At 69.2% G+C, this 13,205-nt stretch carries 10 protein-coding genes; 6 read left to right on the forward strand and 4 right to left on the reverse strand.

Annotated features, from left to right (window positions below; genetic code table 11):
* Positions 1-190: 190 nt before the first annotated feature.
* Genes R1Z03_RS21520 through R1Z03_RS21530 form a run of 3 tightly spaced genes read right to left on the reverse strand, consistent with a single transcriptional unit; the run spans position 191 to position 3,324 of the window.
* Positions 191-1,126: a DMT family transporter gene (locus R1Z03_RS21520; RefSeq protein ID WP_317354945.1), complete on the reverse strand. Its 936-nt coding sequence runs from the start codon at positions 1,124-1,126 to the stop codon at positions 191-193.
* Positions 1,123-1,713 carry a methylated-DNA--[protein]-cysteine S-methyltransferase gene (locus tag R1Z03_RS21525; RefSeq protein WP_317354948.1) on the reverse strand — a complete coding sequence of 197 codons (591 nt, stop codon included), beginning with the start codon at positions 1,711-1,713 and terminating at the stop codon, positions 1,123-1,125. The genes R1Z03_RS21520 and R1Z03_RS21525 overlap by 4 nt, the downstream gene beginning before the upstream one ends.
* A gap of 54 nt (positions 1,714-1,767) precedes the next feature.
* A complete protein-coding gene (locus R1Z03_RS21530) occupies positions 1,768-3,324 on the reverse strand; it encodes an AlkA N-terminal domain-containing protein (RefSeq protein WP_317354951.1) in 1,557 nt (518 codons plus the stop codon).
* A 238-nt stretch (positions 3,325-3,562) separates the two neighbouring features.
* On the opposite strand from R1Z03_RS21530, the gene R1Z03_RS21535 reads away from it, so the two are divergent.
* From R1Z03_RS21535 to R1Z03_RS21545, 3 genes are all read left to right on the forward strand, one after another.
* Positions 3,563-4,951: a phosphomannomutase/phosphoglucomutase gene (locus R1Z03_RS21535; RefSeq protein ID WP_317354952.1), complete on the forward strand. Its 1,389-nt coding sequence runs from the start codon at positions 3,563-3,565 to the stop codon at positions 4,949-4,951.
* 67 nt (positions 4,952-5,018) lie between these two features.
* Complete coding sequence (locus R1Z03_RS21540) at positions 5,019-5,825, forward strand: carbon-nitrogen hydrolase family protein (protein WP_317354953.1); 807 nt, start codon at positions 5,019-5,021, stop codon at positions 5,823-5,825.
* Complete coding sequence (locus tag R1Z03_RS21545; protein ID WP_317354956.1) at positions 5,822-7,243, forward strand: 3-deoxy-D-manno-octulosonic acid transferase; 1,422 nt, start codon at positions 5,822-5,824, stop codon at positions 7,241-7,243. The genes R1Z03_RS21540 and R1Z03_RS21545 overlap by 4 nt, the downstream gene beginning before the upstream one ends.
* A gap of 157 nt (positions 7,244-7,400) precedes the next feature.
* Here R1Z03_RS21545 and R1Z03_RS21550 read toward each other — a convergent pair whose 3' ends face one another.
* Positions 7,401-8,129 (reverse strand): type II toxin-antitoxin system death-on-curing family toxin, encoded by a 729-nt coding sequence (locus R1Z03_RS21550; RefSeq protein WP_317354959.1) that lies wholly within the window; start codon positions 8,127-8,129, stop codon positions 7,401-7,403.
* Between the two features lie 610 nt (positions 8,130-8,739).
* Here R1Z03_RS21550 and R1Z03_RS21555 point away from each other — a divergent pair.
* The 3 genes from R1Z03_RS21555 (at position 8,740) to R1Z03_RS21565 (ending at position 13,030) form a co-directional block, all read left to right on the forward strand.
* On the forward strand, positions 8,740-9,675 hold the full coding sequence (locus tag R1Z03_RS21555; RefSeq protein WP_284428390.1) for a hypothetical protein: 936 nt from the start codon (positions 8,740-8,742) through the stop codon (positions 9,673-9,675).
* 8 nt (positions 9,676-9,683) lie between these two features.
* Positions 9,684-10,157, forward strand: coding sequence for a hypothetical protein (locus tag R1Z03_RS21560; RefSeq protein ID WP_317354965.1), 474 nt, complete (start codon positions 9,684-9,686; stop codon positions 10,155-10,157).
* Positions 10,158-10,336: 179 nt separating this feature from the next.
* Positions 10,337-13,030 (forward strand): bifunctional acetate--CoA ligase family protein/GNAT family N-acetyltransferase, encoded by a 2,694-nt coding sequence (locus R1Z03_RS21565; protein ID WP_317354968.1) that lies wholly within the window; start codon positions 10,337-10,339, stop codon positions 13,028-13,030.
* The last annotated feature ends 175 nt before the right edge of the window (positions 13,031-13,205 follow it).

Below are 13,205 nucleotides of genomic sequence, written 5' to 3' on the forward strand. Positions count from 1 at the left end.
AATCCATGCGGAAGTGGGGCGCGAGGGGCATGGGCCGAGTTTAGAACGGGTTCATGACCATGGCAGAGCAGCGCCCGCAGGAAAGTGGGCGACCGGGCGCCTCTCTCGGGGTTTTCCGGAAGGCGGACGTCACGGGGCCGATGGGGCATGCGCGGGTGCGCGGGCGCCCCCCGCCGGCCTTTGCAGTTCGTCAGCCTGCGCCGGTGCGCCGCCGCGGCCCGATCAACCCGGTGGACAGCATCGTGCCGCACACGATCACCAGCCCGCAGCCCACCATCCACGGCGTGACGGCCTCTTGCAGGAACACCGCGCCGTAGAACACCGCGAACACCGGCGCCAGGAAGGTCACCGCCAGCGCCCGGCTGGGCCCCGCATGGGCGATCAGGCGAAAGTACAGGATGTAGGCGATGCCGGTGCACAGCACGGCCAGCGCCACCACGGCGGCCCAGGCGCGCAGGCCGGGCGTCTGCGCGGGCCAGAACCAGATCGCCGGCAGCGCCAGGCCCAGGGCGGCGCCCAGCTGGCTGCCCGTGGCCGTGGCCAGCGGCGGAATGCCCGTAAGGTAGCGGCGCGCGAAGCTCGCGGCCACCGCGTAGCACGACGAGGCCAGCAGGCAGGCCCCGAGCGCCCAGCCGGCGTGCCCCGTCTTCAGGCCCACGCCCGCCGGCGCCCGCCAGGCCAGCAGCGCCACGCCGATGAACCCCAGCGCCAGCCCGAGCCAGCGCAGCCGCGTGATGCGGTCGCCCAGCCACACCCAGGCCACCAGCGCACCGAAGAGCGGCACCGTCGCGTTCAGGATGGACGTGAGCCCGGTCGCCAGGTGCATCACCGCCCAGGCGAACAGCGCGAACGGAATGGCGGAGTTGATCAGCCCGGCCAGCATGATCGGCCGCCAGTGCCGGCGCAGCGCCGGCCACTGCCCCTGGCGCAGCAGGATCGGCCACAGGAAGAGCGTGGCCAGGCCCACGCGCAGGCCGGCGGCGGGCAGCGCGCCGAACTCCGCCGCGCCCAGCCGCATGAACAGGAACGAGGCGCCCCACAGCGCCGACAGCACGATGAACTCGCCCAGCCACGCCTTGGGCGCTGCGCCCACGGCACCCGGCGCGCCGGCCGCCCGCGCGCTCATGCCGTGGCCCCTGCGGCGGCAGATGCTTCGCCGGCAAAGAGCGGCAGCGTGCCGGGGCCGAGCCCTCCACTGGCGACCGGCACCGCGCCTTCGCGCTGCAGCAGCCAGGCCTTGCGCGGCAGCCCGCCGGCATAGCCCGTCAGGCTGCCCGCCGAGCCCACCACGCGGTGGCACGGCACGATCACGCTCACCGGGTTGCGGCCCACCGCTGCGCCCACGGCGCGCACGGCCAGCGGCCGCTCCAGCAGGCGGCTCAGGGCACCGTAGCTGGTGGTGGCGCCGCACGGAATGCCCAGCAGCGCCTGCCACACGGCCTGCTGGAACGGCGTGCCGCCCGACAGGTCCAGCGGCAGGTCGAATCGGGTGCGCCGGCCGTCCAGGTATTCGTGGAACTGGGCCGTGGCCCGCCGCAGCAGCGGGTGGGCGTCGTCCACGGGCCAGGCGCAGGGGCCGTCGAGAAACGCCTCGGGCTGGTGGCGCTGGCCGTCGAACCACAGGCCCGACAGGCCCAGCGGCGAGGCGGACAGGCGCACGTCGCCCAGCGGGGTGGGCGTGCGGCTTTGCACGGTGAGGGGATGGAACTGCATGATCGAATCCAAGGTAAAAAGTGGCTCCAGCACAATGAATGCGCCGGCATATTGCTATGTTTTTGGTAGTAATTGCGGGGTGGGCGCCCCCGATGCCGCGGGCGTGCTCCCCAGCGTCCACGCCCGGATCACCGCATAGCTGCGCCACGGCCGCCACGCGTGCGACGCGGCCGTGGCCGCCTGGGCCGCGCGCGGCGCGCCCTGCACGCCCAGGGCCTTGTGCAGCGCCACGTCGCCCGCCGGAAACGCATCGGGCCAGCGCAGCGCCCGCATGGCGATGTACTGCGCCGTCCAGTCTCCGATGCCCGGCAGCTCGCACAGCGCCGCCGTGGTCGCCGCTACATCGGCCGCGCCGTGCAGCGCCAGGCGCCCGCTGTCCACCGCCTGGGCCAGCGCCACGATGGCGGCCTGCCGCTGGCGCACGATGCCCAACTGCCCCAGCGCATCGCCCGCCGCGCCGGCCAGCACTGCCGGCGAAGGGAACAGCCGCGTCAGCGCCGGCCAGGGCGTGTCGATGGGCTCGCCGAAGCGCTCCATCAGCCGCTGCGCCAGCGTGCGGGCAGCGGCCACGGTGATCTGCTGGCCCAGCACGGCGCGCACCGCCAGCTCGAACCCGTCGAACGCGCCAGGCACGCGCAGCCCGTCGCCCTCGGGGAAGGCACCGTGCAGTACGGCGTTGATGGCCTGCGGGTCGGCGTCCAGGTCGAGCAGGGCGCGCACCCGCGCGATCACCAGCGGCAGCACCGGGTGCAGGTTGTCGCTGGTCTGCAGCAGCACCTGGGGACGGTCGGGGTCGAACCGGGCGCTCAGCCAGCCGGCATGCACCTGCCCGCCCACCACCAGCCGCACCGTGCGGCGCAGGGTTTGCTCGCCCTCGGTGGACACCGACTCCACCGCATGGATCTGCCGCTTGGCGAAAAACGCCAGCAGGGCCGGCACGTCCAGCGGCGGCCGGTAGGCCAGGCGCACCGTGCTGCTGGCGCCACCCGCCGCCGTGCCCGCGCCGGTCTTGCGCAACTGCGTGGGATTGAGCCCGTAGTGCCCGGCAAACGCCGCATTGAAGCGCCGCACGCTGCCGAAGCCGCTGGCCAGCGCCACCTGCGTGACGGGCAGGTCGGTGTCGGTCAGCAACTGCTTGGCGGCCAGCAGGCGGCGCGTCTGCAGGTATTGCAGGGGTGACACGCCCAGGGCCGTCTCGAAGATGCGGCGCAGGTGCCGGTCGCTCACGCCCAGCCGGGCGGCCAGGCGCTGCAGGGGGGACGGGCCGGTGGCGCTGGCCTCCCACGCGCCTTCGCCCTCCAGCAGGCGCAGCGCCTCGCGCACCAGGATGTCGGGCGCGTCCTGCACCGACCAGGCCAGCGCGCGCGGCGCCAGTTCGGGCCGGCAGCGCAGGCAGGGCCGAAAACCCGCGCTCTCGGCCTGGGCGGCCAGCACGAAGAAGCGGCAGTTCTCGCGACGCGGCGTGCGCACCGCGCACACCGGCCGGCAGTAGATGCCGGTGGAGGTCACGCCGGTGAAGAACCGCCCGTCGAAGCGCGCATCCCGGGCCGCCATCGCCCGGTAGCGGGCATCGTCGGCATCGGGGGCCAGGGGAGGGCGGGGCGCTGTCATGAAGGGCCATCATAGGCCGGCGACGCGGCAGCGCTGGCCGTTTCCGGACATGTGCCTGACGCGCCGGGGACGCGCCGGGCGCGGCCGAAGATGCGGCGCCGGCCTACGCGCCGCGGCCCCGGCGGCGCCCGACCCCGCGCCTACAATGCCGCGACCCCGTCCAACGAGAAGGGGCGCCGCAGCGCACCATGCGCCCGCCGCGCCCCGCGATTTCTCCCGAACCGCGAAGGAACCCCCTGTGCAGCCCACGCCCGCCATCTTCAAGGCCTACGACATCCGCGGCATCGTGCCGAGCACCCTGAACGGCGAAGTGGCCCGGGGCCTGGGGCGCGCCTTCGGCACCGCCGCGCGGGCCGAGGGGCAGACGGTGGTTGCCGTGGGGCGCGACGGCCGCCTGTCCGGCCCCTCGCTGGCCGCCGCGCTGATCGCCGGGCTGGTGGACGCCGGCATCGAGGTCATCGACATCGGCCCCGCCACCACCCCCATGCTCTACTTTGCCGCCCACACCCTGTGCCACAGCGGCATCCAGGTCACCGGCAGCCACAACCCCAAGGACTACAACGGCTTCAAGATGGTGCTGGCCGGCCGCGCCATCTACGGCGAAGAGATCCAGGCCCTGCGCCGCACCATGGAAGAAGAAAGCTGGACGCTGGCCCAAGGCGGCAGCGTGCGCCAGGCCGACGTGCTGCCCGCCTACGTGCAGCGCATCACCTCCGACGTCAAGCTCGCCCGCCCCATGAAGATCGTGGTGGACAGCGGCAACGGCATTGCCGGCGCCTCGGCCCCCAGCATCTTCCGCGCGCTGGGCTGCGAGGTGATCGAGCTGTTTTCCGAGGTGGACGGCAATTTCCCCAACCACCATCCCGACCCCAGCAAGCCCGAGAACCTGCGCGACCTGATCGCCACGCTGCAGTCGAGCGACGCCGAACTGGGCCTGGCCTTCGACGGTGACGGCGACCGGCTGGGCATCGTCACCAAGGACGGCCAGAACATCTTCCCCGACCGCCAGATGATGCTGTTCGCCCGCGACGTGCTCTCGCGCGTGCCCGGCGGCCACATCCTCTTCGACGTGAAGTGCACCCAGCGCCTGGCGCCCGCCATCACCGAGGCGGGCGGCCAACCCGTCATGTACAAGACCGGCCACTCGCTCATCAAGGCGCGCATGAAGGAACTCGACTCGCCCCTGGGCGGCGAGATGAGCGGGCACATCTTCTTCAAGGAACGCTGGTTCGGCTTTGACGACGGCACCTATGCCGGCTGCCGCCTGCTCGAAATTTTGAGCCGCGAAAGCGACCCCGGCGCCGTGCTCAACGGCCTGCCCACCAGCCATTCCACGCCCGAGCTGAACGTGTCGTGCGCCGAAGGCGAGCCGCACCGCCTGACCGCCGAACTGCAGGCCCTGGCCGCCGAAACCTTCGCCGCCCCGGCCACGATCAACACCATCGACGGCCTGCGCGTGGACTGGCCGGACGGCTTCGGCCTCATCCGCGCCAGCAACACCACGCCCGTGCTGGTGCTGCGCTTCGAAGGCCACACGCCCGAGGCGCTGGCGCGCATCGAAGCGGCCATGCTCGCGCTGCTGCACCGGGTCAAGCCCGACGCGCACGTGGGTGCCGCGGCCCACTGATCGTTCGCCGCCAGCCGCCTGCCATCCACCGCCCGCTTCACGGACCATCCGCCCCTTGAATCCCCCCGTGTTCCCACCGCTGTACACCGTGGCAGCGGCGCAGTCGATCTCAATCCCCGGCGATGTGCCGGCCAACGTGCAGGCGCACCTGGCCATGGTGCAGGCCGCCGCCCAGGAAGGCGTGCAACTGCTCGTCTTTCCCGAGCTGTCGCTCACGGGCTATGAGCCCGATCTGGCGGCCCGCCACGTGCTCGGCGCGGACGACGCCGTGCTGGCGCCGCTGCGCGAAGCCGCCCGCGCCCATGGCATGGCCGTGGTGGTCGGCGCGCCCGTGGCCCCCGCCGTGCCGGGCGGCCTGCCGGCCATCGGCGCCTGGGTATTCGAGCCCGATGGCCGCGCCGCCCTGTACCGCAAGCGCCACCTTCACCCCGGCGAAAACACCTTCGCCAGCCCGGGCACCGAGGATTTCCACGTGCGCCCCCTGGCAGGCCAGCCCACCGCGCTGGCCGTGTGCGCCGACACCACGCACCCCCAACACGCCCGCGCCGCACGCGCAGGCGGCGCGGCGCTGTATGCCTGCGGCTCGGTGATCTCCGAAGGCGCCCATGCGCGGGAGACCGCGCAGCTGCAGGGCTACGCGGCCGAGTGGGGCATGGCCGTGCTGCTGGCCAACCACGGCGGGCCCACCGGCGGCTACGCCTGCGCGGGCCGCAGCGCCTTCTGGGCGCCGGGCGGCGCCTGCGTGGTGGCCGCCCCGGGCACGGGCACCTGCCTGGTCATCGCGGAGCGCGATGGCAACGGCGATGGGTGGCAGGGCCGCGTGCTCCCCACAGAACCCGGCCGGCCCGGCACCGCGGGCGTGGCAGGGCAGTGACCCCCGCCCGCGCCCTGTACTCGGCCATCACCTGGCTGGCCCAGCCGCTGCTGCGCGCCAAGCTGCGCCGCCGCGCCGCCACCGAACCCGGCTACGGCGTGGCCGTGGAAGAACGCTTCGGCCACTACCCGCAGGCGATGGACAGCCTGGCCCCCATCAGCACCACCGGCCTGGGCAATCCCTTCGTCTGGGTGCATGCCGTCTCGCTGGGCGAGACCCGGGCCGCCGCCATCCTGCTGGCCGAGCTGCGCCAGTTGCTGCCCGGCATGCGCCTGCTGCTCACCCATGGCACCGCCACCGGCCGCGCCGAAGGCGAGAAACTGCTGCAACCCGGCGACGTGCAGGTCTGGCAGCCGTGGGACACGCCCGGCGCGGTGCGGCGCTTTCTGCAGCAGTTCCGCCCCGAGATCGGCATCCTCATGGAAACCGAGATCTGGCCCAACCTGCTGGCCGGCTGCCGCCAGCGCGGCATTCCCGTGGTGCTGGCCAACGCCCGCCTCAACGCAAAATCGCTCGCCGGCGCACGCCGCCTGTCATGGCTGTCCCGCCCCGCCTACGCGGGCCTGGCCGCCGCCTGGGCCCAGACCGAGGCCGACGCCGAGCGCCTGCGCGCGGCCGGCGCCCGCGTGCAGGGCGTGTTCGGCAACCTCAAGTTCGACGTGGTGCCCGACGCCGCCCAACTGGCGCAAGGCCGCGAATGGCGCGACGCCACTGGCCGCCGCGTGGTCCTGCTGGCCAGCAGCCGCGAGGGCGAAGAAGCGATGTGGCTGGATGCCTTGCAGTCAAAACGGCCTCCAGCGCAAATAACACTAGGGCATCATGCTATCAATTCAGGAGTGTCCGGCGCAGGGGCATCGGCAGCAGCCCTGCCCGTGCAGTGGCTGGTGGTGCCACGCCACCCCCAGCGCTTCGCCCAGGTGCGGGAACTGATCGAGGCCGCCGGCCTGACCGTGTCGCCCCGCAGCACCTGGGGCGCCGCACCCGGCACCGCCGACGTATGGCTGGGCGATTCGCTGGGCGAGATGGCGCTGTACTACGGCCTCTCGCACGCGGCACTGCTGGGCGGCAGCTACGCGCCGCTGGGCGGCCAGAACCTGATCGAGGCGGCAGCCTGCGGCTGCCCGGTGGTGACGGGGCCGCACACGTTCAACTTTGCCGAGGCGGCACGGTTGGCTTGCGAAGCGGGGGCGGCGCTGCGGGTGAAGGACATGGCCGAGGGGGTCGCCGTGGCGGAGGCGCTGGTGGGGGATGCGCCGAGGCTGGAGGAGGCGCAGGGCAGGGCGGTGGCGTTTACCAGCGCGCACCGGGGGGCGGCGTTGGCGACAGCGCTGGCTGTGGCGCAGATGTTGCGGGTGCAGGTGGGGGGCTCGGGGGAATTCAGGCAATCCAGTCCGTCGATTCCCAATAAAAAAACCTGAGCAGGTGGCTGGTTACTGGAGGCTTTGTAGCGGTTTCCACAGATCTGGGAAGTCGGCTACCGGCCAAGAGCAGCCGGGCACCGCAAATGAAAGCAAACGTTCAACTTTTGAATTTACCGGTCGCTGAAGGCCGTTCGGTAGAACGAATTGTTAGAAATCAAATTTTAGCTAGGCGTTTCATTACCTCTAACCGCAGTTGCATGAACATATTGAGTTCGTCGGTAATTCCTTTTTGTCCGTAGAAGCGGGCGCTATCTACCCCCTCTTCAGGGATAAGTTCAAGCCGCTTCCGAAGTTCTGCAATGTATGCTGGGTCGTAGTCTTCAAAACCCTTGGCACCTTTTTTCAGAATTGAGGTAATCACCTCGCCATCGCGGAGTACCTCAAGCGTTTTGCCAAGATCGTGAAGTTCGAAACCATATCGCGCCAGTGCATCTCGCAGCGCACCAAGTTTCATAGGTTTCTCGCCCTTTTGCTGCTTTCTCGAATTTCTCTCTAGCCATTCCGCAATTACTGGAACCTCATCATTTCGGTCGGCGGCGATTTCATGCGCCGCCACTTGACGAGTGAACTCATACATTTCTTCGTCATTGCATTTTTCCACCCAATAGCCGAATTCGCTCAAGTAGTAGAGAGTGGAAAGTAAGGCTGCCCGCTTGTTGCCATTATGAAATGAATGATTGCCGGCAATGCTATGAAATAACGCCGCGGCCTTCATGAAGTGTGTTGGATAGGCGTCATTGCCGCCCACCGTTGCATTCGGGCGTGCAGCAGCCGACTGAATGGTTGACATGTCTTTCACGCCAGGAGGGCTGATCGGATCCTCTTTGCCTTCAAAGAATTCCGTCAGGTGCTCATGAATAAAAACAATAGTAGATGCGTCCATGGATTTATCTAATTTCTTAGGCCTTACGTGGGAAGCAGTTGACGTACGTGGGGTTCGTTGATAAAGAAAAAATGAATTCCAGATACCTCCCGTCCTAGTATAAAAATTCTGTTAAATCCGGCTCGCGTCAACTCGGCGAAACTATAGCTCGCCAGTCGGCATACGATGGGATTTCCAAGAGCGGCATGCAGAAAGTCAAAGACAGCTTACGGGCGGCGCTTCTAAATAGCAGCTTAGGGCGACCATAGCTGCCCGCCACGATTGGTCTTTTCCAGCATTGCTCGGACCACATGCTGAGTTGATCCATTCCTCAATTCGCACCCGGGGCATGTCAGGTTGCCCAAAGCACTGTTTTTAAGTACAGTATTCCACGGGTGTCCACTCATCCTTCGCGGTGCGCTAACGACCCACACGGCGCAAAGTGCCCACGCGGCATGAGCCACCCCTGCACTTCGGCCAGCCCACGCCATGCACAGGCCGAAACACGTTCCATTCATCCGCGAAGCCAGCCGATCCGTTCGCCTGGCTCCGCATCCATCGCCCGCCGCCTCACACCTTTTTCCAAGGAGGTACGCACGCTGGCCATGCAACCCTTTCAGGAGGCAAAGCAATGCGAGTCAAATTCATGGGATTCCGGTTTGTCCTTCAACCGCAGGGCCCCCTGTCGCTGGAGACCTTCGCGCAGGCCCTTTCCGCCCGGGGCTACGATCCCAGCGCGCCCGCGGATGGGCAGCGCCTGTTCTTCCTGAACGATTCAGCGGACCCCGATTACCACGTGGGCGTGGTCATCACCGTCAAGGACCACAAGACCTATTGCGAACTGGTCCGCGCGCCCACCAACATCCTGGTGCGCGTGGCGCAGGTGCGCCGCGACGCCAGCCTGATGGATTTCAACTTCTTCGTGCTGCACAAGCGCACGGGGGCGGGCATGTACCAGTACTACCACCACTCCTGCAGCGTGAGCACCTTCTGCCACCTGGCCGGCACCCATTTCAACCAGTACAAGGAGCAGGCGATCGCCGAGAAAATCGCGGCGGCTGGTGGCAGTGAGTTGACCGAGGCGCGGCGCGTCAAAATCCGACGCGAGCACAATGCCCGCTTCTCCTGGGAAGTGCTGGTGCGGCAAGAGGCGCTGCAGTCCATGATCGAAGAACTGGAGAAGGTGAAGAGTTTCGAATACGTGGTCGCCACGCCCGAGGTGCCGCAGGCGCAGTTCAAGGCCCACACGGCCTACATCAAGAACCGCTCCAGCAAGATCACCTTCGTGGCGGGCACGCCCGGCAAAATGCTGGCGGCGGCCATCCAGGCGTGCGTGAGGGCGGAGCGCCCCCAGCGCGGCCGCATCGAAGGGGTGGATGCCCATGGCGTCGAGAAAGTGATTTCCATCTTGGACAACCCGGAAAATTTCGGCGAATACGACTACGACCAGCTGGCCTCCAGGCTCGACCAGCTGGACGTGACACGCTTTTCCACCGCCTGGGTGGTCGAGGAGCTGCTGCGGCAGTGCCGCGAGCACCGCCACATTTTCGAGATGCCGATGCGATGAGGCGGTATGTGCTCCAGGCGCTGCTGTTCTCGGCCGCCGTGGTGGCCGGTGTGGTCTTTGGAGTGCCCGACGCCGATGGGGCCATGCAGTTCTATGGCGAGAAGATCCGCGCCAGCCTGTTCACGGGCCTGCTCACCACGGGCAGCTTCCTGCTGTCGCTCAAGATCTTCATCGTGGTCAAGTTCAAGGAGACGGTGTTCGACACGCCAGGCTACCGCGAGCTGTTCGCGCAGCTGAGAAAGATCGACCCGCGCATCCGGCGCTATGCGCAGGTGCGCAATGTGAGCAACCTGATTTTTGCGTCCATCGTCTCGGCGCTCATCGGGGCGGCGGCGCAGGTCACGCTGGGCCTGTTGGACGTTTTTGCCTGCTTTCTGGCCTGCGTGGCGATCGCCGCGTTCGCCGGGGCCATGCTGTTCCAGACACTGTGGCTGGTGCACGCGATCATCTCGGACTGGCTGGACCGCACGGAGGACCTGTAACGGCCGTTGACGGCTGCCAGGAGCCACGGCGCGTGCCTGGCGGCGCACATCGCCCGGCGCCGGGGCGCCCACGGTGGCCGCGATGCCGCAAAATGCCAGCCACTGGCGCCCATTCGTCCGCCCTGGCCGGCCGATGCGATGGATTGCCTGCCTGTCTGCTTGCCCGCTGCCTGCCTGCCATGATCGAAAAACACTACCTCACCCCGCTCTTCGCCCCCAGCTCCATCGTGGTGCTGGCCGGCCGGGCCGATGCGCCCGAGTCGCTCACGCCGTGCGCCCGCGCGCTGCACACCGCGCTGCGGGCGCAGCGCTTCAGCGGCACGCTGCAGTTCCTGGACATCCACACCAGCGGCACGCTGGCCGATCTGGCGCAGACACGCGCGGACCTGGCCCTGATCGCGCTGCCGCCCGAGGATGTGGTGGCGGCGCTGGAGGTGGCCGGGCGCATCGGCTGCCGCGCCGCGCTGGTGATGTCGCACGGCATGGACGCGGACCAGGCGGCGCGGCTCAAGCACATCGCCCGGCGCGAGGGCATGCACCTGCTGGGCCCCAACTCGCTGGGCCTGCAGCGCCCGCACCTGCAGCTCAACGCCAGCGCGGCCGGGCCGCTGGCGCGGGAGGGGTCGCTGGCGCTGGTGTGCCAGTCGGGGGCGCTCACCGCGTCCATCCTGGACTGGGGCACCAAGAACGCAGTGGGCTTTTCCACGGTGGTGTCGCTGGGGCCAAACACTGACGTGGACATCGCCCAGGTGCTGGACTTCCTGGCCAACGACGCGCGCACGCAGAGCATCGTGGTGTACATGGAAGGCATCTCCAGCGCGCGCCGCTTCATGAGCGCGCTGCGCTCGGCCGCCAACGCCAAGCCGGTGGTGGTGCTCAAGGCCGGGCGCAAGCCGGCGGGCAACGAGGCGGCACACACGCACAGTGGCGCCATCGTGGGCAGCGACGACGTGTTCGACGCGGCCCTGCGCCGCGCGGGCGCGGTGCGGGTGCGGTCGTTCGTGGAGCTGTTCTCCGCCGCCAAGTGCCTGGCCTCGCGCTATCGGCCGGTGGGCCGGCGGCTGGCCATCGTCACCAATGGCGGCGGGCCGGGCGTGCTGGCAGCCGACTGGGTGAACGAGATCCTGCTGCAGCTGGGCCGCCTGTCCCCGGCCTCGGCCGAGGCGCTGGCGCCGCAGCTGCCGCCGCTGGCGTCCCTGGCCGATCTGATCGACTTGTCGGAAGAGGCGGGACCGGAGCATTTTCGGCGCGCGGTCGAGGCGGCCGAGAAGGACCGCCAGATCGACGGCGTGCTCGCCATCTATTCGCCCAAGCCGGGCACCGATGCCGCCGCGGTCGCCACCGCGCTGGCCGAGACCAAGCGCCTGATGGGCAAGCCGCTGCTGGCGTGCTGGATGGGCGATGCCTCGGTGGGCCCGGCGCGCGAAGTGCTGCGCGCGGCCGCCATTCCCAGCTTCCGCACGCCCGAGGCGGCCGTGGGGGCCTTCGGAAACATCGCTTCGTTCTACCAGAACCAGCAGTTGCTGCAGCAGACGCCGCCGCCGCTCACCTCGCTGGCCAAGCCCGACATCGAGGGCGCGCGGCTGATGATCGAGAGCGTGCTGGCCGAGCGCCGGCATGTGCTGACCGAGATGGAGTCCAAGACGCTGCTGGCCGCGTTCAACGTGCCGGTCACCAAGACGCTGCTGGCGCGCAGCGCGCATGAGGCGATGATGATCGCCACGCAGCTGGGCTTTCCGGTGGCGCTCAAGATCGATTCGCCCGATGTGAGCCACAAGTCCGACGTGGGCGGCGTGGCGCTCGACATCCACACCGGGGCGGCGGCGCGCGATGCCTATACCGACATGGTGCAGCGCGTGGCCCGCCTGCAGCCGGGCGCGCGCATCCAGGGCGTGACGGTGCAGAAGATGGCGCGCGCCCGGCGCGGGCGCGAGATCTGCATCGGCCTGGTGACGGACGACCCGTTCGGCCCGGTGATCACCTTCGGCGCGGGCGGCACGATGATCGAGCTGATCGACGACCGCGCCATGGAGCTGCCGCCACTCAACCAGTTCCTGGCGCGCCGGCTCATCGAGCGCTCGCGCGTGGCCGAAACGCTGGGCGAGTGGCGAGGCGCCAGCGCGGCCAACCGCGAGGCGCTGGAGCAGGTGCTGCTGCGCGTGTCCGAAATGGTGTGCGCGCTGCCGCAATTGCGCGAGATGGACATCAATCCGCTGATCGTGGACGAGCAGGGCGCCGTCGCCGTGGACGCCCGCATCGTGGTCGGCCACGCCGCGCAGTCCATGGGCGGGCGCAGCGAGCATTACAGCCACCTGTCCATCCTGCCGTACCCGGCGCGCTACGAGCAGGTGTGGCCCCTGCGCGGCGGTGGCGAATACCTGGTGCGCCCGGTGCGGCCCGACGACGCGCAGATGCTGCAAAAGCTGGTCAAGGAGCTGTCACCCGAGAGCCGGTACTTTCGCTTCATCTCGCAGATCGCCGAGCTGCCGGCCTCGATGCTGGCGCGCTTCACGCTCATCGACTACGACCGCGAGATGGCGCTGGTGGCGGTGTACCGCGAACGCAGCGCGGGCGAGGACGGCGAGATCATCGGCACCGAGCGCATCGTGGGCGTGTCGCGCTACGTGACCAACCCCGACCAGTCCAGCTGCGAGTTCGCGCTGGTGGTGGCCGACGACTTCAACGGCCGCGGCCTGGGATCGCGCCTGATGCTCAGCATCATGGACGTGGCCCGCGATCGCGGACTGTCCGAGGTCGACGGGCTGGTGCTGGCCAACAACCCCAGCATGCTCAAGCTGATGCGGCGCCTGGGCTTCGAGGTGAAGGCGTACCCGGACGATCCGGATTTCAAGCTGGTGACGCACCAGCTTTGAGGCGCGCCGGCAGCGCCAGCGTGCCTCTCCGCATCACAGGGCCGGACAGGGCCGCGCTGGCCCGCACGCCGCCCGTCCCGCCCCGCGTTCTGGTGGTTCTGCCGGCCCCAGGCGATCAGGACCGGCATGGGCTGCAGAAACGAATGTCCCAACGGCGTGACCGCATCGTCGACCC

Origin of the sequence: Acidovorax sp. BLS4 (genome assembly GCF_032929295.1) — a bacterium.
Classification (GTDB): domain Bacteria; phylum Pseudomonadota; class Gammaproteobacteria; order Burkholderiales; family Burkholderiaceae_C; genus Paracidovorax.

Coding starts and splice junctions, on each gene's coding strand:
- R1Z03_RS21520 (WP_317354945.1), bottom strand. CDS start 1,126: ATGAGCGCGCGGGCGGCCGGCGCGCCGGGTGCCGTGGGCGCAGCGCCC.
- R1Z03_RS21525 (WP_317354948.1), bottom strand. CDS start 1,713: ATGCAGTTCCATCCCCTCACCGTGCAAAGCCGCACGCCCACCCCGCTG.
- R1Z03_RS21530 (WP_317354951.1), bottom strand. CDS start 3,324: ATGACAGCGCCCCGCCCTCCCCTGGCCCCCGATGCCGACGATGCCCGC.
- R1Z03_RS21550 (WP_317354959.1), bottom strand. CDS start 8,129: ATGGACGCATCTACTATTGTTTTTATTCATGAGCACCTGACGGAATTC.
- R1Z03_RS21555 (WP_284428390.1), top strand. CDS start 8,740: ATGCGAGTCAAATTCATGGGATTCCGGTTTGTCCTTCAACCGCAGGGC.
- R1Z03_RS21565 (WP_317354968.1), top strand. CDS start 10,337: ATGATCGAAAAACACTACCTCACCCCGCTCTTCGCCCCCAGCTCCATC.